Annotated in this window: 20 protein-coding genes and 1 other RNA gene; 8 read left to right on the top strand and 13 right to left on the bottom strand. The window is 38.8% G+C overall.

Annotation, left to right across the window (positions count from 1 at the left end; all coding sequences use genetic code 11):
* Positions 1-76: 76 nt before the first annotated feature.
* The 3 genes from HMPREF9456_RS15590 (at position 77) to HMPREF9456_RS15600 (ending at position 3,193) form a co-directional block, all read left to right on the top strand.
* Positions 77-988 carry an ABC transporter ATP-binding protein gene (locus HMPREF9456_RS15590; RefSeq protein ID WP_006844527.1) on the top strand — a complete coding sequence of 304 codons (912 nt, stop codon included), beginning with the start codon at positions 77-79 and terminating at the stop codon, positions 986-988.
* A complete protein-coding gene (locus HMPREF9456_RS15595) occupies positions 985-2,307 on the top strand; it encodes an ABC transporter permease (protein ID WP_006844528.1) in 1,323 nt (440 codons plus the stop codon). The genes HMPREF9456_RS15590 and HMPREF9456_RS15595 overlap by 4 nt, the downstream gene beginning before the upstream one ends.
* 151 nt (positions 2,308-2,458) lie before the next feature.
* On the top strand, positions 2,459-3,193 hold the full coding sequence (locus HMPREF9456_RS15600) for a hypothetical protein (RefSeq protein ID WP_147591775.1): 735 nt from the start codon (positions 2,459-2,461) through the stop codon (positions 3,191-3,193).
* A 36-nt stretch (positions 3,194-3,229) separates the two neighbouring features.
* Here the strand turns inward: HMPREF9456_RS15600 and rnpB are convergent.
* The 6 genes from rnpB to HMPREF9456_RS15625 all read right to left on the bottom strand — a co-directional run bounded on the left by rnpB (position 3,230) and on the right by HMPREF9456_RS15625 (position 7,980).
* Positions 3,230-3,588, bottom strand: an RNA gene (gene rnpB / locus HMPREF9456_RS16955) — RNase P RNA component class A.
* A gap of 47 nt (positions 3,589-3,635) precedes the next feature.
* Positions 3,636-4,964 (bottom strand): NAD(P)/FAD-dependent oxidoreductase, encoded by a 1,329-nt coding sequence (locus HMPREF9456_RS15605; protein WP_006844530.1) that lies wholly within the window; start codon positions 4,962-4,964, stop codon positions 3,636-3,638.
* A gap of 97 nt (positions 4,965-5,061) precedes the next feature.
* Positions 5,062-5,754, bottom strand: a complete 693-nt coding sequence (locus HMPREF9456_RS15610; protein WP_006844531.1) for a DedA family protein — start codon at positions 5,752-5,754, stop codon at positions 5,062-5,064.
* A 78-nt stretch (positions 5,755-5,832) separates the two neighbouring features.
* Positions 5,833-6,375: a DJ-1 family glyoxalase III gene (locus tag HMPREF9456_RS15615; protein ID WP_006844532.1), complete on the bottom strand. Its 543-nt coding sequence runs from the start codon at positions 6,373-6,375 to the stop codon at positions 5,833-5,835.
* A gap of 6 nt (positions 6,376-6,381) precedes the next feature.
* Positions 6,382-7,245 (bottom strand): energy transducer TonB family protein, encoded by an 864-nt coding sequence (locus HMPREF9456_RS15620; RefSeq protein ID WP_006844533.1) that lies wholly within the window; start codon positions 7,243-7,245, stop codon positions 6,382-6,384.
* A 3-nt stretch (positions 7,246-7,248) separates the two neighbouring features.
* Positions 7,249-7,980: a pyridoxine 5'-phosphate synthase gene (locus HMPREF9456_RS15625; protein WP_006844534.1), complete on the bottom strand. Its 732-nt coding sequence runs from the start codon at positions 7,978-7,980 to the stop codon at positions 7,249-7,251.
* 203 nt (positions 7,981-8,183) lie between these two features.
* Between HMPREF9456_RS15625 and HMPREF9456_RS15630 the strand changes: the two genes are divergently transcribed.
* Positions 8,184-9,053, top strand: a complete 870-nt coding sequence (locus HMPREF9456_RS15630; protein WP_006844535.1) for an NAD kinase — start codon at positions 8,184-8,186, stop codon at positions 9,051-9,053.
* A gap of 15 nt (positions 9,054-9,068) precedes the next feature.
* On the opposite strand, the gene lpdA is transcribed toward HMPREF9456_RS15630, so the two are convergent.
* Positions 9,069-10,424 (bottom strand): dihydrolipoyl dehydrogenase, encoded by a 1,356-nt coding sequence (gene lpdA / locus HMPREF9456_RS15635; RefSeq protein WP_006844536.1) that lies wholly within the window; start codon positions 10,422-10,424, stop codon positions 9,069-9,071.
* Positions 10,425-11,083: 659 nt separating this feature from the next.
* Here lpdA and HMPREF9456_RS15640 point away from each other — a divergent pair.
* Both HMPREF9456_RS15640 and HMPREF9456_RS15645 read left to right on the top strand, forming a co-directional pair.
* The gene (locus tag HMPREF9456_RS15640; RefSeq protein ID WP_006844537.1) at positions 11,084-13,483 is read left to right on the top strand and encodes a TonB-dependent receptor; all 2,400 of its coding nucleotides are present in this window, start codon (positions 11,084-11,086) and stop codon (positions 13,481-13,483) included.
* 91 nt (positions 13,484-13,574) lie between these two features.
* A complete protein-coding gene (locus HMPREF9456_RS15645; RefSeq protein ID WP_006844538.1) occupies positions 13,575-14,741 on the top strand; it encodes a PepSY-associated TM helix domain-containing protein in 1,167 nt (388 codons plus the stop codon).
* Here the strand turns inward: HMPREF9456_RS15645 and HMPREF9456_RS15650 are convergent.
* The 6 genes from HMPREF9456_RS15650 to HMPREF9456_RS15675 form a co-directional block, all read right to left on the bottom strand.
* On the bottom strand, positions 14,692-15,915 hold the full coding sequence (locus HMPREF9456_RS15650) for a carcinine hydrolase/isopenicillin-N N-acyltransferase family protein (protein ID WP_006844539.1): 1,224 nt from the start codon (positions 15,913-15,915) through the stop codon (positions 14,692-14,694). The two genes, HMPREF9456_RS15645 and HMPREF9456_RS15650, sit on opposite strands and share 50 nt — an antisense overlap.
* Before the next feature lie 36 nt (positions 15,916-15,951).
* A complete protein-coding gene (locus HMPREF9456_RS15655) occupies positions 15,952-16,707 on the bottom strand; it encodes an SDR family NAD(P)-dependent oxidoreductase (protein ID WP_006844540.1) in 756 nt (251 codons plus the stop codon).
* A 12-nt stretch (positions 16,708-16,719) separates the two neighbouring features.
* Positions 16,720-17,382: a lipoyl(octanoyl) transferase LipB gene (gene lipB, locus HMPREF9456_RS15660; protein WP_006844541.1), complete on the bottom strand. Its 663-nt coding sequence runs from the start codon at positions 17,380-17,382 to the stop codon at positions 16,720-16,722.
* A gap of 13 nt (positions 17,383-17,395) precedes the next feature.
* The gene (gene ruvC / locus HMPREF9456_RS15665) at positions 17,396-17,956 is read right to left on the bottom strand and encodes a crossover junction endodeoxyribonuclease RuvC (protein ID WP_006844542.1); all 561 of its coding nucleotides are present in this window, start codon (positions 17,954-17,956) and stop codon (positions 17,396-17,398) included.
* 1 nt (position 17,957) lies between these two features.
* The gene (locus tag HMPREF9456_RS15670; protein ID WP_006844543.1) at positions 17,958-18,266 is read right to left on the bottom strand and encodes a DUF4286 family protein; all 309 of its coding nucleotides are present in this window, start codon (positions 18,264-18,266) and stop codon (positions 17,958-17,960) included.
* Between the two features lie 304 nt (positions 18,267-18,570).
* On the bottom strand, positions 18,571-20,997 hold the full coding sequence (locus HMPREF9456_RS15675; RefSeq protein WP_006844544.1) for a beta-glucosidase: 2,427 nt from the start codon (positions 20,995-20,997) through the stop codon (positions 18,571-18,573).
* 181 nt (positions 20,998-21,178) lie between these two features.
* Between HMPREF9456_RS15675 and HMPREF9456_RS15680 the strand changes: the two genes are divergently transcribed.
* Both HMPREF9456_RS15680 and HMPREF9456_RS15685 read left to right on the top strand, forming a co-directional pair.
* Complete coding sequence (locus HMPREF9456_RS15680) at positions 21,179-21,925, top strand: NUDIX hydrolase (protein ID WP_006844545.1); 747 nt, start codon at positions 21,179-21,181, stop codon at positions 21,923-21,925.
* A 214-nt stretch (positions 21,926-22,139) separates the two neighbouring features.
* Complete coding sequence (locus tag HMPREF9456_RS15685) at positions 22,140-24,488, top strand: TonB-dependent receptor (RefSeq protein ID WP_006844546.1); 2,349 nt, start codon at positions 22,140-22,142, stop codon at positions 24,486-24,488.
* Positions 24,489-24,509 lie beyond the last annotated feature (21 nt).

Raw genomic sequence — 24,509 nt, forward strand, 5'->3', positions numbered from 1 at the left:
AATATTTCCGGAGCTCTGTGACTTTTATGTTTTTGGTGCGACTAATATAAAAAGAATATAAACCATACTATAGAATATGTATTATCTCGAAGCCCACGATGTGGTGAAACAATATGGTAGTCATAGAGCTCTCGATGGCGTAAGCATGCAAGTGCCAAAAGGTTGCATCTATGGATTGCTGGGGCCTAATGGTGCAGGCAAATCTTCGCTAATCCGAATAATAAACAGGATAACTGCCCCCGATGAAGGACAAGTCTTTATAAATGGAAGGGTGTCGGTAGCCGATGATGTTTTCAATATCGGTTATCTTCCCGAAGAAAGAGGCTTGTACAAGAAAATGAAAGTTGGAGAGCATATTATTTTTCTGGCACAATTGAGAGGCCTCTCGAAAGAAGACGCAGTACAAAAAACTCAATATTGGCTAAAGAAGTTTGATATACTATCTTGGCAAGGAAAGAAAGTGGAGGAACTGTCGAAAGGTATGCAGCAAAAGATACAATTTATTGCTACTGTCATACATGAACCCGATTTGTATATTCTTGATGAGCCTTTCAGCGGATTCGATCCTGTGAATACAGAATTGTTGAAGAAAGAGCTGTTGGATCTGAAAGCAAAAGGCAAAACAATAATTCTATCGACTCATAATATGGAATCGGTAGAGGAATTGTGTGACGAAATATCTCTGATAAATAAATCTAGGGTTGTATTGAATGGGAATGTGAAAGAAATACGAGCAAGATACAGAAAGCATATTTTCAAACTTCAGGTCGTAGGGGAAACTTTTGATTTGGAATCTTCTCACTTTTCGATATTATCGCAATCAACGGACAGTAATATTACGGAATTACTCATTCAGCGTAATGATGAGGCTTCCAACTCAGAGTTGATACAAGAGATAGCCAAACGCTATGAAGTGGTGACTTTTGAAGAAGTATTGCCTTCGATGAATGATATTTTTATACAAATCGTATCAGAGACAAAACAATGAGAGGATTAAAGCTAATTATACATAGGGAATTTACCTCGAGGGTAAAAACCAAAGCGTTTATCTTGACAACGTTGCTAACACCATTCTTATTCTTGGGAGTGTCTACCATCCCGGCATTGCTGATGATGTTGAGTAGTAATGATGACATAAACAAAGTGTATGTAATCGATCATACAGGTTCTTACTTTAGTTTGTTTCAGTCATCTAAGAACTATGAGTTTGTAAAATTATCGGACAACGATAGTAAGCCGAGCGATAAGCGGACAGCCATATTAGAGATATCAGAGGACCTGAGTGTAAATCCGAATGCAGCAACTTTCTATTCCGAAAAGCAGCAGCCTCCTCGTGAATTGACTGTTTATATCAACAACATACTTACGGATGCTGTTAGAAATAAAAAGATAGACGATTTTACTCAAAGAAGTAATATCGAACCACAACTTGTTACCGATCTGCAACAAATATTGAAATCGAAAGATCAGATAAATGTTTCCACTATCCGTCTCGACGAAGCGGGACAGAAGACAGAGACGCTTGGTCAGGCGGCATCTTTTGTAGGAATGGGACTTACTCTGTGTATGTTTTTCTTTATCATGATGTATGGGCAAATGGTGGTGCAAAGTGTTGTAGAAGAGAAAACAAACCGTATCATTGAGGTGATCATTTCATCCGTTAGACCTTTAGATCTGATGATGGGTAAAATAGTTGGAGTAGGATTGGTTGGCTTGCTACAATTGGTTATCTGGCTTGTTATAGGAGGCGGTGCACTTGTTGCTATGCAAATATTCCTTGGAACAAGTGTAGATACCACTGCTACAATGGAGGCCCAACAGGCAATAAGTGCAATGGCACAGAATAACTCGGAGATGACTTCAGCTGTTAATAGTATATTGGGTGTCAACTGGCTGCAAGTAGGAATCTGCCTTATATTATATTTTGTGGGAGGGTATCTTCTTTTCTCCTCTTTGTATGCCATGTTTGGGTCTGCTGCTAACGATTCGCAAGAGGCTCAGCAGTTGATGATGCCATTGACTATTATATTATTATTAGCCTTTTATACAGGTATTGCAGCATCTCAGAATCCTGAAGGCGCGATGGCGTTTTGGTGTTCGATCATACCATTTACTGCTCCTGTCGTGATGATGGTACGTGCTCCGTTCGAAATATCTATTTGGGAGTTAGCCTTGTCCGTTGTTGTACTTTATGCGACAGCCATATTAATGGTCAAGCTCGCCGCAAAGGTTTATCGTGTCGGTATTCTGATGTATGGCAAGAAAGTAACCTTTGCCGAAATGTTTAAGTGGTTGAGATATAAATAATTTAAGATAAGTTTAGTGAAGCAATCCTGTCATATTTATTTTGGCAGGATTGTTTGTTTTTATTATTATTGTTAAATTTGCGTGCGTATTAAGGAGGATTCCTTAATGATTCCCTTTACAAACTTAGATAAAACAAACGAATACAATGACGATGAAGTCGAAACTACTTTTAGGTTTATTGCTAATACTCTGCTTAAACTGTCTTTCCCAAGATATAACAAAGATAGAGGTTCTTTCCGTGCCGATGGATACTGAGATGCCATACAGTGTAGATTGTATGAATTATGATTTTACATTTCAGAATGTTATTGATAAGAAGACAATTGTAGGGAGTAATGCAATACGCAGAATAACGAGTGTACTTAAAAATCTTCCTGTAGCCGAGAATGGCAAGTATCCTAGCCCTGATACACGAATGAAGCTAAGGCTTTTTTCGAACGGCAAAGTAATATCGGAGGCTTGCATCGGTAAGTTTACCATCCTAAAAGAAGATGGGATATACTTTTATTCGAATGATATGTTGAACTTGTTAAATGACTTACTGAGTTATAAAGAACAAAAAAGTGAGAGTGAGCAATCTGAACCGAAAATTGAGTTTAACACAGTAAAACAATACAAAGGCTTCCTCGGTGCAGCTATGGGCACTATATCTTTCGATAACGGGAATAACTTTCTCTATGAAATAGACGGGTCGATCTTAAAAGAAAAGCTATTGGGTACATTTACTATCCAAGATAATATCATTGACTGTACAGTCTCTAAATCTTATAATAATGTATTTGAGAAAGGAGACACGCTAAAGTTTATGATTAAATCTGACACACTATTTCAATACAATAGTGAACAAGAACCCGACAAAAAACGTCCTTTGCTTAGGATAAAATAAATTCAGACCTGAGGTTATAAGATTTCTCTAAAATAAAAATACAGTAAGTCTATAAGCCGGGTTCTGTACTCTTCAAGAAGAGTGCTTGCCATTTATCTACGCCTGATGTCACCAACAGGCTCTAGCGACCTACCCCCCGGCATCGGACGAGCAGCCCTACATGCGCCGGTATACATGGTCTTACAACTCGCAAGTGGTACGGCTCTGTATATTGCTATACAGACCGGTGAGCTCTTACCTCACCTTTTCACCCTTACCCCTGATAGGGGCGGTTGTTCTCTGTTACCTTAACTCTGCCCTCGCGAACAGCTTCCCATTAAGAAATACGATGCTCTGTGTTGCCCGGACTTTCCTCTTTCTGCCTTGCGGCAGCCAGCGGCAAACCGACCTACTGCAATTTGATGCAAAGATAGTTCATTTTCTTGGAATATATCTTACTGCATTAAGTTTGGATTTGTTCGTTGCTTTGTTTAGTTCTCTTATCCTTATACATGTCGTTGAACTTAGGACGAATTAGTAGACGTAGCGAAACATCATAATTCAGATAACTCCATACCCAGTCGATGAATACAGAAACCTTATTTCTCATTCCCACAATAGAAAGGATATGTACCAGCAACCACAACCACCAGGCAACCCAGCCTCCAAAGCGGAGTTTCCCTAGGTCGGCAACAGCAGCATTACGTCCAATGGTAGCCAATGAGCCTTTATCTACATATACAAATTTATCCCAATTGTCCGATTCTCCCTTATTGATATTTTTGGCTAGTTGCTTTGCCATCTGTAGGGCTACTTGGGCTACCTGAGGATGACCGACCGGATAACTTTCGGATGTTTGTAAAGAGGTATCGCCGATTGAGAAAATATCTTTATAGCCATTTACCTGATTGTATTCGTTTACAACCAAACGTCCCCGGTTGTATGCCGTTTCGTCAAGACCTGCTAAGCTATTTGGCTTAACCCCTGCCACCCAAAATACATTACGGGAGCGTATTTGCGTGCCGTCAGCAATATTCACATAAGGGCTTTCTACCGATTTTACCGATTTTTCCTGATAAACGATAACACCTCTGTCTAGCAATGTTTTTAATGCTGTTTCGGATGCTTGTTCCGACATACCTGCCAGTAGACGGGAACCTGCATTCACCAAGTGGATTTCCATTTTAGTAAAGTCTATCTCCGGGTAGTCTCTCGGCAAAACCGTTCTTCTCATGTCCGCTAATGCTCCGGCTAATTCTACACCTGTTGCGCCTCCTCCGACGATAACAAAAGTCAGTAATTCTTTTCGTTTTTCTTCGTCTGTTGTGATCAAAGATTCTTCGAAGCTTAGTAGTATCCTGTTTCTCATCAAGAGTGATTCGGATACAGATTTTAGTGAGAATGTATTTTCTATTAGATCTGTATTCCCGAAATAATTTGTATCGCATCCTGTGGCGATAACTAAAAGGTCGTATGTAATGATGCCGATATTTGTTTCAATCTTCTTATCAGATGTATTTACGCTTAAAGCCTCACACATTCTGAAATGAAAGTCTTTATTTTTCTGAAAGTTCTTTCTATATGGATAAGATATCGAACTCGGTTCCAATCCCCCGATAGCTACCTGATAGAATAAGGGTTGAAACTGATAGTAATTGTTCTTGTCTATCAGTACTACCTGATATTGATTCTTATCCGCTCTTTTTGCAAGTTCGAGTCCGGCAAACCCTCCTCCGATAATTACCAATCGTTTCTTCTTCCCGGAGTCGGGCAAGTTTGCTTTTATAATCATATTATAGACATATTTAAATTAAAAAACCATCTTACTGATAAGAGTTGATCAGTAAGGTGGTTTTATTTATATATAAAGATAAATTTAATTATCTTTCTTAATTCCCTATTTTGGCTTTAGCTTTCGCTTCCTTTTTTGATTCCCACTTAGCCTTAGCTACTTCGTAAACACCCGGAAGAATAGATACAACAACAATAATAATGACTACCTTGTCGAGATTTTTCTCTACCCATTCGTTACTTCCTATAATAGCACCTAAAGCACAAAAGATAACCACCCATGCTATACCTCCTATAACATTGTAGGAGAAGAAATGTTTATAGCTCATTTTGCCCATACCTGCAACAAAAGGAGCGAAGGTGCGAACAATAGGTACAAAGCGGGCAAGGATGATGGTTTTGCCTCCATGTTTTTCGTAAAACTTGTTTGTTTTTTCAAGATATTCTTGCTTAAATATCTTTGACTTGGGATTGCTGAAGAGCTTTTCTCCAAAGAGGCGGCCTATCGAATAATTTACTGCATCACCTATAATAGCTGCTACAATCAGTATACCGACAAGGTAATAGATATGTAGCGGATTGTCGGGGCGTACAGCGATAGCTCCCGCTAAAAATAATAAAGAGTCGCCCGGTAAAAATGGTGTCACAACCAAACCTGTTTCGCAGAAAATGATCAAAAACAAAATGGCATATACCCATAAGCCATATTCAGTTACCAGCATGTCTAATGTTCCGCCTGTATCTCTTAACAGGTTAAGAAAGAAGTTCCAAACTTCGTGTAAGAATTCCATTTTAATGTTGTGTTACTTAATTTTATGGTAATACGAGAAATGATGAGATTCGCACCTCATCATTTCCCATTAAATTTTTCACTGAACCAACAAGCCGGCTGCGACTTCATCTCTCTTTGCTTTCCCTGCCAATTGTTCAACAAGGCTTAGCGCAAAATCGATAGTCAGTCCGGGACCTCTTCCGGTAGTTATATTTCCGTCTATTACAACAGCTTTTTCTGTCTGCAATGTAGCTCCTTTCAGGTATTGTTCAAATCCGGGGTAGGCTGTTGCCTTCTTCCCATCCAAAAGACCTAAGCCTCCTAATACCATCGGTGAAGCGCATATTGCAGCAACCTTTTCGCCTTTGTTGGCAAAAGCGAGTAGTTCTTTTTTCAAGCCTTCGTGTTCGTTGAATTTTGTTGTACCTCCTGGTAAAACAAGCATTTCTGCTTTAGAGAAGTCAACCTCGTCGAACATCAGGTCGGCTATTACAGGTATTTGATGACTGGCAACCACTTGTTTGCTATCAGTCAACGATACTGTTTTCACATCCAAACCTCCACGGCGAAGGACATCGACTGTTCCAAGAGCTTCAATCTCTTCAAAACCTGTGGTCAGAAATAAAAATATAGTTTTCATATCCATTTAATTTAAATTAAACTTATATGTGATTGTTCCTTTTTGATTGGTGACGGATGACACCGTATTGAACTTTGTTCTTTTTGCGGCTCTTAGAGCTTCGTTCCGTAGATTTGTGTTTGGCGTATTTGTACCTTTTCCGATTGTGGCTTCCACTACATCACCTTTAGCATTTACCAATATATCCACAACAACAGTACCGTAATCGTCTACCGAATAGTTCGGTTTGATCAGTCCGCCACTGCCAAGGCTGCGTCCACCAAGATCGAACGATCCCCAGCCGCCAACTCCTGACGTTTTGCCATAGCTGGCATTTCCTGTTGGTACACCTTGTGTGCCTGTTCCTTCAGTATTGCCTCTGCTGCCGCTGCCTGTTCCATTGCCAAATAGTCCCGCCATTTGGTTGTTGATCTGTCCTTTCTTAGCCGCTTCTTGTTGTGCTACACGGTCAGCTTCAGCCTTCTTTCTCCTTTCGTCTGCTTCTTGCTGTTTCTTTTCTTCAGCTTTTTTCTTAGCTTCTTTTATGGCTACTGTTTCTTCCAGATTTTGAGTAACGGGTGCTTCCTTTGTGTTCGATACTGCCGGTTTTGTTTTGGTTGCAGTATTCTCTATCATCGGGATTGGATCTTCAACCACATTGGGTGAAGTGGCTTCTTCAGCACCAACGTCTCCATTGCCTCTACCAAAGGGCTCATCGTCTCCAAATGCATCGGGTACGTTGCCAAACATAACAGGAACTCCTCCCAAATCTTCGGCAGTCCTTGCCATTGGTGTCAAATCGAGGGTATAAAAAATAAGAGCTAAGATAATTAGCAAGTGAAATCCGATTGTTGCACCTAGACCTATTATTTTATCCTTCTGAGCTTCCATTTTTTAGTCTACTTCAGTTTTTGGTTTCAGGCAGTCCTTGTAAGCCTTTATTGTATTTTCAAGCCCCAAATACAATGCGTCGCTAATAAGGGCATGCCCAATAGAGACTTCATCTATTGTGGGTATATTTTCATATAGATAATTCAAATTTTCGAGACTAAGATCATGACCTGCATTTAATCCTAGTCCAAGCTTCTTCGCTAATTTGGCCGCAACTATAAAAGGTTCTATAGCAGCCTCTTTGTCTTTCAAGAAATTGGAAGCATAAGGCTCCGTATATAGCTCAATCCTGTCTGTTCCCGTTTTTGCTGCTGCCTCTATTATTTCGAGCTCTGTGCCAACAAAGATAGACGTGCGTACACCTACAGCCCTGAATGTATCAACCAAATCGGATAGGAGTTGTTGATGTTCAACAGTGTTCCAACCTGCATTAGATGTAATTGCATCGGGCTTGTCCGGAACAAGGGTTACTTGTGTGGGACGTATCGTTGTAACAAGGTCTATAAACTTTTGTGAAGGATAACCTTCGATATTAAATTCAGTTCTGATCTTCGCCTTTAAGTCATACACGTCTTTGAATCGAATATGTCTTTCGTCGGGACGAGGATGAACTGTTATACCTTCTGCACCAAATTTTTCGCAATCGAGAGCAACTTGTACAACATCCGGAACATTACCTCCTCGAGCATTGCGTAGTGTTGCAATCTTATTAATATTTACACTTAACTTTGTCATGTCAAACCATTAAAAACCGCCGTTCTTCACAAATTGCTAGAGATAGATGTTAATAGATAAAACTTTTTTAGCACCTTTGTGGAACGATATCAAACTACAAATGTAATATGATTTGATGAGAATGCGCGTATCAGTTCCGTTTTATTAACAGCTTAGAAAATCATTTGTTTGTATATAAATAGGTTCCGTTAAAAGTAAAAGCGATGAAAATAGCCATATTCGGTAGCAAACATCAGAAGAAAGAACAGGTCGAAAAGTTATTTGGAATCTTAAACGATAACAACGTAGGGATCTATCTTCAGGAAAAATTCTATTACTACTTAAGAGATTGCCTTCACTTGCAATATGATATCGCCGGTATTATAAAGAACGATGAGTTTGATGTTGACCTGGTGGTAACAATCGGAGGAGACGGAACATTCTTGCGTACGGCATCGGTAATAGGCAAAAAGAATATTCCGATACTCGGTATAAATGCCGGACGATTAGGCTTTCTGGCAGATGTAGGCGAAGAAGATCTGGAAGCTACCTTCGAAGATGTATTTTCGGGTAACTACCGTATCGAACATCGCAGCCAACTGCATCTGACTACCGAACATAAGATATATCATGGCTTCAACTACGCTCTCAACGAAGTGGCTATTATGAAGCAGGATACGGCTTCGATGATCACCGTGCATGCATATATCAACGACGAATACCTGACCTCGTATGAAGCTGACGGACTCGTGATGGCTACACCTACAGGCTCTACAGCATACTCCCTCAGTGTGGGTGGGCCGATAATAGCGCCCGATGCCTGCAACTTCGTTATTGCAGCGATAGCCCCTCATAGCTTGGGAGACAGACCTTTGGTTATAACAGACGACAGCATTATAACCTTTGATGTGGAAAGCCGTAACAATAGCTTCCTCATCTCATTGGACGGAAGGTCTAATGTATTTCAGGCGGGAACGAAGCTGACTGTAAAGAAGGCAGACTTTACCCTTCAGGTATTAAAACGGAAAGATAATACCTTCTACAAAACATTGAGAAATAAGCTGATGTGGGGTGTTGATCCCCGACAGAGCTAGAACCTTCCCGTAAGATTATAAGAACAGGGATTCATGTATAATCTCTCCTACTGTAGGGTGAGGGAATACAATCTTCTGAAACTCTTCTACAGTAAATCCTTTTTCGATAGCAATGCCGGCTATAACCACCAGTTCCGAGGCGGGATTACCTAGCATGTGGCAACCTATGATTTTTGAATCTTCGTCGATGATCAGTTTACAAACACCATTTCCTAGTTCATTTTCAGCCACAAAGCGTCCCGAATATGCCATTGGGAGTTTGTGAGCAGTGTATTTTATGTTTTTAGCCGCAAGCTCTTCTTCTGTTTGTCCTACTCCTGCAATCTCAGGGTTGGTATATACCACTCCCGGTATTGCTTTGTAACTCATGCTGTCGGTCTTGCCCAGTATATGATTGATGGCTACCTCTCCTTCGCGTACGGCAGTGTGTGCCAGCAGCGAATATCCTGTAATATCTCCGCATGCATATACATTGGGGTGAGATGTCTGCATATTTTCATTTACCTTCACGCCGTTTCTGAACAATTCGATGTTTAGCTTATCCAGATTCAGGTTTGCAGTAACAGGGCGTCGTCCTGTACTCAATAATATCTGAGAGGCTTCGATCGTTGATTGTTCCCCGTCTTTTTCTATAATAATCTGACCGTCTTTAATTTCAACGACTTTGGTATTTAGATGAAAGTCAATGCCTTTCTTAGTATATTCTGCACGAAGCATGGCTGATAGTTCTTTGTCCATTGCTCCGAGTATTTCGGGTAACATTTCTATCACTGTCACTTTTACTCCCAGACTATTGAAGAATGAAGCAAACTCGATACCGATAACTCCCCCTCCGATAACGGCTAAAGATTCCGGTACGCCTTTATTGTCTAACGCTTCTTTCGATGTCCAGTATCCCGATTCACTCAGTCCCTTGATGGGAGGAATAATTGTTTCAGAGCCTGTAGATAATAATACCTTCGCTGCGGTAATCGTTTCACTGTTGCATGATATGAGAATATTACGCTCTCCGTCTTCACCTTCGATGGTTGCTTCGCCTATGATCACTGTTACATCATGTGCAGCCATTTTCTGCTTGATACCGGCTACCAGCTTACGCACTGTTTTTTGTTTGCGGGCAATTATTTTAGGCAGATCGAAAGTTGGGCTTCTTTCTACGCCGACTCCATATTTCGCAGAGTTTTTTACATTGTCCAGGGTTTTTGCCGAGTATAGAAGTGTTTTTGTCGGGATACAACCTTCATTGAGGCATACGCCACCCAATGCATTTCTTTCGAACAATACCGTTTTTAATCCGTTGGCAGAAGCTCTTTCGGCTGCGGTATAACCTGCGGGCCCTCCTCCAATAATAGCAACATCGTATAAAGTCATATTCTAATTATATAGTAAAAAAAGTAACAAGGTTACAAAAATAATTCATATTCATTTTCAGTGTCTTATAAGCAAAAGGTGACAAAAGTGACAGTTTCATCGCTGTTTTTATGTGTTACCTTTTTATCCTCTGTGGCTACTCTAATAAAGATAAAATCTTATTGTTTTTATACAGGACGAGCTTGTCCTATTATAAGATATAGCAACATGGTAAAGATACGGAATTTAGTGATTTGTTCCTCCCGATAGAAGTTAGATTATTGGCTCTTTTTATTGTTTTTTACTTTGCATTACTTAGATGCATCACCTCAGCTTATTTGCATAAAAGAAGTCAACTCTTTCAATCTTAAACTTTCCCCTGTAATTATACTTAATCTTTATATACCTGAATGTAGGTGTTTTTTCTATCCAAAATCATTATTTATGGTGATTGTAGCTTTTTGTGCTGATTTATATTTTTGTGCCGAAAAAGCATTGTTTATTTTTATATAAACGAGTAAGCAAATTAAGGAGACAAAAAATGCCGGACTCATCCCAAAGGATAACTAAATTATCTATAATCTTTTGACAGTAGAAATAAACTCTGTTTACATACATCTGAAACATAGGTGTGTTAAGTTGATTAACATACAAAATTATTATCATTAAATTACTTACAAATGCAACAACAACGTATTTCTTTACGCCTGTTCGGTATAATGTTTTTACTTATGGGCATTGTCATATCATTGTCTGCACAGCAAAAATCGGCTGTTATAAGTGGTCGTGTATTTACTTCTGATGGAAAACCAGCTTCTAACGTTAGTATAACGATAGAAGAATTACATAGGAGCGATATGTCGAATTCTCAAGGGTTCTATAAGATATCAGGCGTTCATGCCGGACGTTACACGCTCTTGTTCTCATCTGTGGGACTGCAATTGTCTAAAGTAGAAGTCGCTGTAGAGTCAGGTAAAGACCTACAGGTTCAGGATGTTTTCTTGAACGAAACGACTGAAAATCTGCAAGAGATAGAAATTATAGCAACCAAGAAGAATCCATTTGCCGAAAAAATAAGCGCATCGGTTGCTAAACTCCCGCTTGCCGACTTAGAAAATCCACAGGTATATAATACAATCAACAAGACGGTTATTAAAGAACAAGTCGTTACAAGCCTCAATACAGCCTTGAAAAATGCGACAGGTATAACCCGTCTGTGGGAAAGTACCGGACGTGCAGGCGATGGTGCGGAATATTACACCATGCGCGGATTTTCTTTGCAACCAACCATTGTGAATGGTGTGGCTAACATCAGCAACGGAGCTTTGGATCCGGCAAATGTAGAAAATATAGAAGTGGTAAAAGGCCCTTCGGGAACACTGTATGGCGGAAACCTGATTTATTATGGAGGTCTGATCAATGTTGTTACCAAGAAACCGTACGATACTTTCGGCGGAGAGTTTGGTTACATTACAGGTAGTTATGGGCTAAACAGAGTAACTGCAGATGTGAACACTCCGTTGAGCGACAAAGCCAGTATGAGGATAAATGGAGCTTACCATTATGAAAATACATTTCAGGATAATGGTTATTCAAAATCATTTTTTATAGCTCCTAGCTTTAAGTTTAAGGCTTCGGATCGCTTGACATTCTTTATTAATACGGAATATAAATCGTTGGAGAGAACAACTGCTCCTATGATTTTCTTATACCGTTCTGCTCCCGTTACTTTCTCAAATATGGATTTGTTTGATAAGAACTATAAGAAATCGTATACAAGTAATCGTCTAGCTGTCAACAATCCGACCTATGGTATGCAAGCTCAGGCTTTATATAAAATCAATGAGAACTGGAACTCGCAGACCATTGTAGCTGCCAGCAATACAAAATCTGACGGATATTATCAATATTTATGGGATAATGTAAATGGTAGTGATTTTACACGCTACATCTCCAGATTAAATTCTTCTACCGATGCCATAAATGTTCAGCAAAATTTTACAGGAGATCATAAGTTTGGCAAGATGCGTAACAGAGTTGTTTTCGGTGTAGATTACTTACAAAAAGAATATCAGGATAATGGTTATGCTTGGGTTGCAAACGGCGTTGTGTCGCTTGCTAATCAGACAGATACAGGCGTGCTTACCGCTACAGGAGTAGATGCTCTCTTATCTGCTGATCCGGGAAGTGTATCCAACTCTACAGTTAAGATTTGGAGTACTTATTTGTCTGATGTTGTCAACTTTACTCCTCAACTGTCTGCATTAGTAGGACTTCGTTTGGATAACTATTCAGCATCAACTTCGTGGAATACTAAAGAGGTGAAAAACCAGGTGACTTTCTCTCAAAAATTAGGTCTTGTTTATCAGCCAATTTTGCAACATCTTTCTTTGTTTGCCAATTATATGAATGGTTTTCAAAATCTTGAACCTGTAACGCAGCACGATGGTTCGGGTAATACTTCTATGAAGATCTTGAAACCTGAGAAAGCGAATCAGTGGGAAGTGGGTGTGAAAAGCAATCTGTATAGCGATAGAGTTTCGTTGACTGTAAGTTACTATGACATCAAAGTTTCTAACAAGACGATGGCTGATCCGGCGAATGTGTTGAATGTAATTCAAGGTGGAGTGGTAAAAAGCAGAGGGGTAGAAGTAAGCCTTATTGCCAATCCTGTTGTAGGATTGAATATGATTGCGGGTTATAGCCACAATTACAATAAGATAACAAAGGATGCTGCCGATGGCGATTATATCGGTCTAAGATCGGAAGAGTCAGGTCCGGCAAACTTGTTTAATGCATGGGTAAGCTACAAATTGACTACAGGTTCATTGAAAGGGTGGGGAATAGGCGCAGGAGCTAACTACGCATCAGAATATAAAACACTCAACAGACATTCAACCGGTAGCTTCACTTTACCAAGTTATACTATTTTCAATGCATTGATCTCTTATAATGGAGATAACTATACCATCAGTTTGAAAGGGGATAATCTCGCCAATAAAAAATATTATGGAGGATGGAGTACAGTTACGCCGCAGAAATTGCGTACCATATCTCTTGCATTGAATTATAGATTCTAAGAAATAATGAGGTTGTCCCAAAAGTAATATTTTAATAATGAAAATTACTTTTGGGATATCCTCTTTAAATTTTCTAATTAAAAAAACTCTCATGACATTCAAAAAGATAGCTTATCAACTGCATCTTTACCTGGGGCTTATCTCCGGGCTTATCTTTTTTATTGTATGCCTGACGGGAGCTATTTGGGCATTAAAGCTGAACGGATGGGTAGATCAGGAGAAACTGCCCGAAGTATCGCAAGGCAAACATACGACGGTTGTTTCGCCCTCATCGGTAATCGAAGTTGCCAAGAAAGAATTTAAAGATAAAACACCTGATTATATAGAGTATTCCGAAGATGCCCCAATTAAAGCAACTTTCCGTGGGCAAGGGTATAATTATTCATTGCAAATGGATCCTTATACGGGCAAAGTGATATCGGTAAAAGGATCCGATGGTTCTTCGGGTTACGACTTTTGGGATTTCATTGGGATGGGGCACTTTTCTCTTTGGCTTCCTTATAGTATAGGGCAACCCATTGTAGGCTATTCTACATTGGTTTTTGTGATTGTAATAATTACAGGGCTTATTCTTTGGATTCCGAAAAGTAAAAAAGCACTTAAATACAGCCTCTGGTTCAGGTGGAAGAAGAAAACCAAAATGTATAAGAAAGTATACGATTTGCACAATATTCTTGGTTTTTATGCCGCTTTTATACTTCTTATCATAAGCCTTACGGGTATGGTGTGGGCACTGGAATGGTGGTCGCAAGGTGTATATAAGGTTACTTCGGGTGGCAGAGTAATGCCTGAATGGAGAATGGCGCAATCTGATACGTTGCATGTTGATACTCCTGCTAAAGATATTTATCTGGGAATTGATTCATTGTTTTCGGATCTGTCACAAAAAGCTCCTACAGCTCAGGCTTTTTCGATATATCTACCCAATATAGAAGATAAGGCTTCAGCCATTATGATAACCGTATTCCCCGACAAGAAATTGTATTATAATGTCGATAGGTACTCGTTTGACAAATATACCTTTAAACAGGTTGAGGTTGATCATCCGTATCAGGGCAAATATGAAAACAAAGATTTTGCGGACAAGCTACGCCGTATGAATTATGATATTCATATAGGAGCCATAGGCGGTACAGCGGGCAGATTATTGGTATTTCTTTCTACTCTATTTGGTATGAGCCTGCCATTGACAGGATTATATCTTTACATCAGGAAGAGGAAGAAAATGAAGGGGAAAAAGAGTAATATTGCTGAATAAGATTATCTACCCATTTGCAAAACTCTTTTAGTTCAGCGGGATTATAGCCATCCTTGCGCCAATGGTTTAATAGAGAATCCGACTTGTTTAATATCTGGTTTTCTATAGGTTTTATCTTTTGCAGAATACCATTTCCATCAGCGGTAATGAGTGCCGCTAGATTGATATAGTCATTGCCTTCTCCCCTGTCTATAGGGAAGAGTTGTTTCTTTAGTTTCAGAGACCAATCGCATAGCTTTGCATTTCCTGTTTCATCGGCAAGCATTGTGGATGGGTACAAATTGTCTTTGTTGAGCCACACAGGTACTGCCACTGTGGTAAGTGGTGAACCTAATATTGTCCACATAGTGGTTAATGAAGCAGGCTCAGTCTTTTTCACGCCTTGCACAACGATAACCGAAGAGGTAGAGTAGCGGGGTATATAATCTCTGAATGCTGTAAAAATAGTCTTTGAAGTGTCTTGAGGCATCATGTCGTATAAGTTTGTCCCGGTCAATCCGTGCGTGAGATGACGTGAGACATCCTGTAACAAGAAGCGGTAAGAAAGTGATCCGGATAAGGATGCATTGTAAAATAACGGTTCGGCAGCCTGATAGCGGCTCAAGCCTTTATCTCTGGCTCTATCTCCCGAAAAAGAATAATTGGTACGAATAATATATCCCATAGGAGCTATGGAAGGATCATTCGCATCGTATTTTTTGAATGTATAATCGCCTGTTTCGTAATAGGCTGCTCCTCCTTGTGCGTCTATCACCCCGAAGTTTGCATTTACATAAAGAGGCTTCGGTAATGTTTCCAGCATTTTTTCGAAATCGGCGAGAGTTGCACATTGTTGCAGAGCCATTTTTATGACAATACCTTCACGTTCTTCAAGTCCTACTTCCTTCTCATTCAGGTTGTACGATGCTGAGTTCATGATGGCAAAGCCTGTAGAATTATAACCTCCCCATACTTCTTTGCCTGTCTTATCTGTACTGTTTACAATACCAATGTAATGATATTTTCCATCGCTAAATGCCATTAATTTATTTTGCAAGGCACTTGTATCCCTGTGTTTGTAGAGTAACGGACGTCCGTCGATCGTTCCTTTACCTGATATAATAGCAGTGGTACATGCTATGGCGTGACCGGATAGGACGAATAGCAAAAGGTAAATAAAATATAAGCATTTCATAGCGACTGATTTTAAGACAGATAAAAGTAATATATTTTATTCTATATATATCATCTTTTTTGTCATACCTCCGTCAACTACAATATTTTGTCCATTAATAAAATCATTCGCCGGTTCGCAAAGGAACAGGCAAGTGCGTGCTATATCTTCGGGTTTGCCTATTCTGCCCGATGGGTGCTGCTTATGATCTTCGGGACGTAAATCGCCGTAATGCCCTGTGTCTATCCAGCCGGGACTGATACAGTTTACGGTTATGTTATATTCACTCAGGGAAATAGCTAAAGCGTGAGTAAGCGATACGATTGCTCCTTTGGATGCGGCATAGGCTTCGGAATTCGGTTCGCTCATCAGGTAGCGGGTAGATGCCATATTGATTATTCGCCCGTAGGTATTTAATTCTTTATTTAGCGAACGGTGTTTTGCTAATGATTTGGCTAGTATAAATATAGGGCGTAGGTTGATATTTAGAACTTTGTCGAAGTCTTCCACTGATACATCGAGTATCGACCCGAAATTGCTGACTCCTACATTGTTGATAATAATATCTATATTTCCTTTCTTGGAGATAATAGTATGAACAAGATCACTCAAAGCCCCTGCGTCAGCAACATCAAGTTGGGAGAAAGAGCATTTATAGTTTCTCATCTCTTCGCTTAGTTGTTTTCCTGCCTCTTCATCCATATCACAAAAAGTAATATCTGCCCCTGCTTCGCAGAAAGCTTTTACTATACTTCTGCCAATGCCATTGGCTCCGCCTGTGATAAATACTATCTTGTTTTGTAAACTCTCCATAAATTACTGTATTTATTGGGGGATGAATACCTCTTCAAATAATTCTTTCATTTTGCTTTTTACTTCCTCCATATCTACTTTATGCCCAAGCTCTTTTTCGAGCGATGTTACGCCTTTATCGATAAAGCCACAAGGATTGATAAGTGAGAAATAAGATAAATCTGTATTTATGTTGAATGCAAATCCGTGCATTGTCACAAAGCGACTACTACGCACACCGATTGCCGCAATCTTTCGTGTGCGAGCAGGAACGGTTGTATCTATCCATACACCGGCTGCACCTTCCAGTCTTTCGGCTTTGATATTGTAGGACGCCAAAAAACGGATTATAATTTCTTCTAAGTTAAAGATGTATTGTCTCAGTCCGATGTCGTATGATTCCAGATCGAAGATAGGATAACCTACAAGTTGTCCCGGACCGTGATATGTAATATCTCCTCCGCGATCTATTTGGAAAAGTGAGACTCCTTTTTCTTTTAGAAAATTTTCCTGAAACAGAAGGTTCTCATGCTTACCATGTTTACCAATTGTGATGACATGAGGGTGTTCGCAAAACAAGAGGTAGTTTTCGGGCTGTTCCCCTTTGTCCTTAAGGGATAGGGCTTCTGCGAATAACTCTTGCTGATATTTCCATGCATGCCCGTATTCTATATTTTCTAGGTCTTTGTATATCATTGTGTTTGCTGATTTATTTAACTTTACTCGGATTTTTATTTATAAAATCTTTCCAACTTGTAAATTTCTTTTCTTGTGTAGGGTTGTTTGTTTGGAAATAATGGCAAACTGCAGCCGCCAATCCATCGGTCGCATCCATCTGAGTTGGCATATTACTGTCGGGTATATGGAGGAAATGTTGTAACATATAGGCAACTTGTTCCTTAGCTGCACGTCCATTTCCGGTAATTGACATTTTTATTTTTAACGGAGCGTATTCAAAAATGGGAATATCCCGCGATAATGCAGCAGCCATAGCTACCCCCTGTGCTCTACCCAGCTTGAGCATACTTTGTACATTCTTTCCAAAAAAAGGAGCTTCGATGGCTAGTTCATCGGGTAAGAATTCATCTATCAGCCCAATTATTCGTTCAAAAATCCGTCGGAGTTTCAGATAATGGTCGTCATACTTACTGAGTTGTAGTACCCCCATTGCTAATAGTTCGGGTTTATTATTCACCACACGCAAGATACCGTATCCCATTACTTGTGTGCCGGGGTCGATACCCAATATTATTCGTTCTTTTTGTATCATACTACAAGCTTATTTCTTCCAATAATGTGACAAATCCCAAAGCCTTATTTCCAAACAGAGAGGTTAGCTCTTTCTGGAGGGCTTCGCCTTCTATAGCATACCAGTGATTGAGCGTATCTACGTTCTTCACCTTGAACTGTAATGAATAGCTGGTTCCGCTTTCCTCATGCTGTGCGTGAATACGTGCGAAACGAGGTTCGTGTAAGAAACCACTACTCGTTGCTTTGATTATGTAAACATCTTTGATAAAACGGATATAATCGTTGCAGACTTCGTCTTCTACATGAAATGTAGTATTGAAAATGATCATTTGTTAGTGTTTTTTTCTAAACAAAAATACGAAAAGTTTATGGGTTTTTCTTCAAGAATGAAACAAGCTGTTCATGGTTATGGAATTTTATACCTTTGGGCATCTATTAGAGAAAGATAATTATTGCGATTATGAGAAGTGTGTTTTTTCTCTTACTATTATCATTTAATATAACATGTATAAAATAAAGATAAGGATACCCGACTGCTTATACTGATCCTACTCTACCAGTCATCTTTAAATTAAAGAGGTTGCTCCGAAAGAATTTTTCAGAACAACCTCTTTGGATATTTATATCAGTTAATTAAGGCTTTAAGTCGACAAAAGAAGCCTTATTGTTTAGTACATTATTTACTTTTTCTACAATTTTTGTTTCCGGCAACATAAATGATTCTTTCTGCCTTGTGTCTAGTGCAGATGCTGCCACTTCAATCTGATAAGAACCTTTGTCTGCTACCCATGCGCTCTTTCCTTGATTGAAAGATGCTAGGTCGCGAAGAGATAAACGTAAAGTTATTGTTTGTTCTTCTCCCGGTTTTAGCAATCGGGTTTTAGCAAAAGCCTTAAGTTCTTTTACGGGCTTATCTATAACATTCGTTGGCGAGGATAAATATAATTGAACAATCTCTTTTCCTGACACTTTTCCGGTATTCTTCACATTAAAGCTTACATACAGTTCGTTGTCAAATACCTTGTCACTTATTCTCATATCAGAATATTCAAATGTAGTATAAGACAGACCGTATCCAAACTCGTATGCAGGTTTTACATTGAACGTGTTAAAATATCTGTATCCTACATATACACCTTCTTTATACATTACTTCGGTTGGTTTGTCGGCAGGAAGTCCTTGGAAATTGTCGGCAGAAGAAACGTCCTCATATTTTATAGGGAATGTCATTGATAATTTTCCCGATGGATTTTCTTTCCCTGATAAAATGTCTGCGACAGAGTTCCCCGCTTCTTGCCCCGGAAGCCAAGCCATTAAGATTGCATCCACTTTGTCTTTCCAGCTTGTAACTTCTATTGCTCCACCATTGTTGAGAACTACTATCACTTTTTTTCCTTGAGCGTGAAATATAGATGATGCATTATCTATTAGGTTCAGTTCTTCTTGTGTTAGTTTAAAATCGGCTTCGATTTTTCTATCGTCCAATTCTCCTGAACTTCTTCCGATGGTAATTATTGCAACATCATTTTTTGAGGCACTTTCTTTTATCATCGACTCCTTAAGTTTTGGTTGAGGCATTAGGGGAACCAGCATTAATGGGTTTGCCTTCAACGCTTCTTTTACTTTGGCTACCTCAGCATTTACAAATGGAGTATAAAACTCCTCCAGTTTCTGATCCGTCGAATAGCCTGCATTTTTCAGACCCTCTTTTAGTGATACAATATATGCTTTGTTTACATCTCCACTACCTGTTCCTCCGGCAATGAGATTGTAAGATAGACTTCCGAAAACAGCCAGATTCTTTGTGCCCGGAGCAAGAGGCAGAGCATTCTCTTTATTTTCTAATAAAACCATGCCTTCGGTTGCTGCCTGACGTGTGAGTTCTGCATGTTTTTTCAAATCGGGTTTATTCGAAAATTGATAATTTCTTATTTTGTTTGAAGATAATATCATATCCAATATTCTCTTTACACAAATATCCAAATCCGCTTCGGTAAGAGCTCCTGATTTTAAATCATTCAGTATGTCTTCTTTTTGCGAAGGAATGCCCGGCATTAACAAATCATTTCCTGCTTTTAGTTGCAGCGATGTGTTGTGTTCTTTCCCTTTACCCATCAGAGCCTCTAGTCCGTTGCTATATCCGCCAAACCAGTCTGTTATAACTACACCTTTGTATCCCCATTCGTCTCTTAGTATTGTTGTCAGCAAATCATAATCGGCAGAAGTATATATTCCGTTTATCTTATTGTAAGAAGACATTATGGTTGCCGGGTTTGATTCTTTAACTGCGATTTCAAAACCTCTTAAATAAATCTCTCTTAATGCCCTCTGAGATACGTTGACATTCAAGTCCATCCTGTTTTTCTCACTGTTGTTTGCCGCAAAGTGTTTTACCGATGTTCCCGAGCCGTTCTCCTGGATGCCGTTTATCATTGCTGCTGCAATTTTTCCTGTCAATAGGGGATCTTCCGAATAGTATTCATAATTTCGCCCACAAAGTGGATTACGCATAATATTGATAGCCGGAGCAAGTTGTATATCAGATCCGTATTCCAGTACCTCGTTTCCTATTGCTCGCCCTACCTGTTCTATCAACTTTGTATCCCAAGTGCAGGCTAATAGCGTGCCCACAGGGAATCCTGTTGCATAAAATGTTTGATCTGTGTTCTTTCTAGTTGGGCTGATACGCACACCTGCCGGCCCGTCTGTCATCACAATTGCTGGTATGCCATATTTATCTAGATGATATGTTGTACCGGCTGCCCCCGGAACTAAATATTCCGTTCCTCCTACTACCATATCTTTAATCAGCCCTTCGAAACCTTTCATGCCCGTTCCCAACACCAGATTTATTTTTTCATCTAGTGTCAGGCGAGTCATTAAGTCTGAAATTCGTCTGTTGTTGGGTAAACGAGTGTCTTCATACGGTTGTAGTTTTCCGTCATTATTTAAGTCTAGGAATGTTTTTCCATCTACAACAATTTGTTTAGGTGGTTGTGCAAATAATTGAAAAGTTGCGACAATTAAACAAAAACCTGTTAAAATATATTTTTTTATCATATCAATATTTTTTTATCAATTTTATAATAACGTATTTTACACACCAAAGGCAAAATTAATACATATGCCCAAATGACGTATAATATACGCTATTGTTTTTCTATGTTGTATAACATACGGCATGAGAAATCATGTAATCAAAAAAATACTATTAATTTAATAATCTAAAGAAGAGTTACTTATGGGGTCGTCGTACTTGGAAACGTTCAAAGCAGGGACAGAGAATATACACCCGGGACTATCTGTAGACTGTGTTATTATATCGTTTCATGAGCAAAAGATGAAGATATTGCTCAATAAATACAAATTGAACAAACTGTGGATGTTGCCGGGAGGTTTAGTCCATAAAAATGAAGATGTTGATGAAGCTGTGCAAAGAGTTTTGTTTCAACGTACAGGGTTGACTAATATAAAGTTAAGGCAGTTTTATTTGTTTGGAAAGAAAGATCGTTGTAATATAGATAATAATAGAGAGTTGCTAGAAAGTTATGGTGTTAGTCCTGACGATATTCCCAACTTGATGAGCCGATATGCAACTATGGGCTATTTTGCTTTCGTGCGCTATGATCAGGTATCATTGAGCGAAGATGATGCAGACTTGAGTATGTGGTTTGATATAGATAAGATACCCAAGCTCAGTCATGACCATAATGAAATTATAAATCGGGCAATAAAGCATATACGACTGCTTATAGATATTATTCCTATCGGATATGAATTGCTTCCCGAGGAGTTTACGATAGTCGAATTGCGAAAGATATATGAAGGTATATTGGGAGAGGAGCTTGATAAGCGTAATTTTAGAAAACGAATGCTGACATCTGAACTAATTGTTAGTCTCGATAAAAAAAGAGAAACCGATCCTTATCCCCAGCCAAACTTATATTCCTTCAATATGAAGAGAATAGAAGAGTTGTTGGATTTATGATATAATCATTTTGTTATTACTTATGTGTATCCAAGTATGTTTTATTCATGCTTGGATATTTTTTTTTGTTGTTTCATGTTTTAAAACATGTTATTTTGTATTGGCGTATATTGTACGCTATTGAATAATACTATACTTTTGTATCACGTATTGAATACACCGCAAATAGTAATCTGAACTTAACAAAATTAATCCCTAATGTTTTAATATAAATATGAGAAATATAAATATCAAAAAAGGAATATATACCGCTGTCTTACTGTCCTTATTGGGTAGTACAACTATGTATGCGCAAAAGGTTGACGCGCTGAAAAAAGATACGGTTGCAGTTGATGCTAAGGATGAAAAAAATATGATGCTGAATGCTAGCAGCAGTACCGGGCCTCGTACAGTAAATATCGGATTGCCTGCCGGTGTTGCAGGAACTTCGGTTATGGAAAACGGCCTGCCTGTATCTTATTTTTACTGGCCGGTTCTTCCCACTAGAGCATGGCGACTGGATGCTTCAACTATAGGTTTCGAAACTCTTAATTTAAATCAGACAGCATTGCGTACAGGAGATGTCGGCATTTCTATCGCTACGTATGATAATCTTGGAACAGACAGAGTTTTTGGTAATTTTGATATTACCGGAAATCATTACGGTTTGATGAAAGCTACCGGCGCTATAAGTGCTCCGATCAATAAAAATGGACTTTCTTTTGCAGCAGGATTTTATCTTAATTATGATCCCGGAACATTAGATGTGCCTTTCAAAAAGTACTATAGCGACCAAACTCAATTGTTTAAGGGAGCATTGACTCAGAAGTATAATGGAGGCAGAGATAAGATCAGCATCATGTATAAATATATGAATACAGGAGGAATATCTTTAGGATTCAGCCCCTTTTACTATAATGGGGATGGTAGTATAAAGGAAATTCCGGGCATAAAAATCGGACGATCTTCATTCTTTGAAAAATCAGGAAAAGTATGGATGAAAGACGTATATTCCGGAAATATGATTGAAGAAGATATGTTTGACCAAAATAAATGGAAAACGCATGAGTTATATTTAATCGGTGAAAATAAATTTGATAATAACTGGAACTTAAACTATACATTTAAATTAGCACAAACCAAAGGTTCTCAATTGATTCAGGTGCTGTTAGGTGCGCACGATATTACAGGTTATAATTATATGGATGGTACGCCTGTAGAAGGTAATGCGGGTATTCAACATTGGCTCTTTTCTAATCCTGAAATGACTATAAAAACTTTATCAGGTGTCTTGAATCTGAATAAAAAGACCAGCACGCATGATTTTAATATAGGCTTAATGGGTGCTATGTATAATCCGGGAGAATACTATACAAAAACCTCGACATATTATACAGACGTAAAAGAGAACCCATCTAAAGTTGTTGATAACTCTAATCAGATATTTCAATTCGATCAATACGGCCAAATCAAAAGCATTGTAGGGAATGAAATGTACAATATCGGAACAGAGTACGATAGTGGATATGAAAGAAAGTTGGCATTATATTTCTCTGATAAATGGAATATAAATTCCAAATTTAATGTAGGATATGGTGCGAGAGTAGAATGGCAAAAAGTTAAAGGTACTTATGCGCCTAGATATAGCAAGACAGGAGATCTTCTGGCAGTAACAGCACGTAATGCAGATGGAACTTTGTCGAAAGACAAATCTAAGTATAAAGCAATAAATGATGATTACTTGAATCTTGTTTTTAATACTGATGCTCTTTATAAACTGACAAATAACTTTGGGTTACTAGCAGAGGCTGGATATAATAGGCAATCTCCTCACTTGGAGAGCTATGCAGGACAATATGAGGTGGAAGCCAAACAAAATACAGTATTGAGTGGCGGTTTAGGTCTGTACTTCAATCACCCGCTGGTAGAGTTGGTTTCGAAAGGTACTTTCATCAGTAAAAATAATTATGTTGGGCGTATGGACTTGAAATTAGGAAATGAAAGTGCTAATACGGTTATTTACTACGACATTCAAACGCTAGGATGGACAACAGACTTTATGTTTACGCCGTTTAAGTTTTTCGATAATTCTCTAAAAAACTTTAACCTTCACTTTTTAGTTACATTACAAGACCCTGTTTACAAAAACTATTCGATCAATCCTAAGTTCCCAAGTGGAGCGATGCTTCCGGAGCCTGTAAAATTTGACGATAAAAATGTACTTGTAGTTTCTAAATTTTTACTCGAGATCGATCCTAGCTATTCGTTTGGAATAGATAAGAATACAAATGCAAGAATTTGGTTAAGTGGACGTTATTATAGTAAGCAGTATGCTAATTTGCCAAATAACTTATATTATAAAGGACATTGGGAAACATTTGGTGGTTTGAATATAAACTACAAAGGACACTTCGATTTTTATGCCAATTTTGTAAACTTGCTTAACCAAGAAGGTATCGGTGGTACAATCGGAGGAACAGACCTTTATAATCAAGAGCAGGCGAATGCAGTTGCCGGAACTATACAGGGTGCGACTTATATTCGTCCGTTTACAGCAGAATTTGGTATTAAATACAGATTTTAATATAATATTTTAATAAATAGA

The sequence above is a fragment of the Dysgonomonas mossii DSM 22836 genome, from assembly GCF_000213575.1.
GTDB classification, from domain to species: domain Bacteria; phylum Bacteroidota; class Bacteroidia; order Bacteroidales; family Dysgonomonadaceae; genus Dysgonomonas; species Dysgonomonas mossii.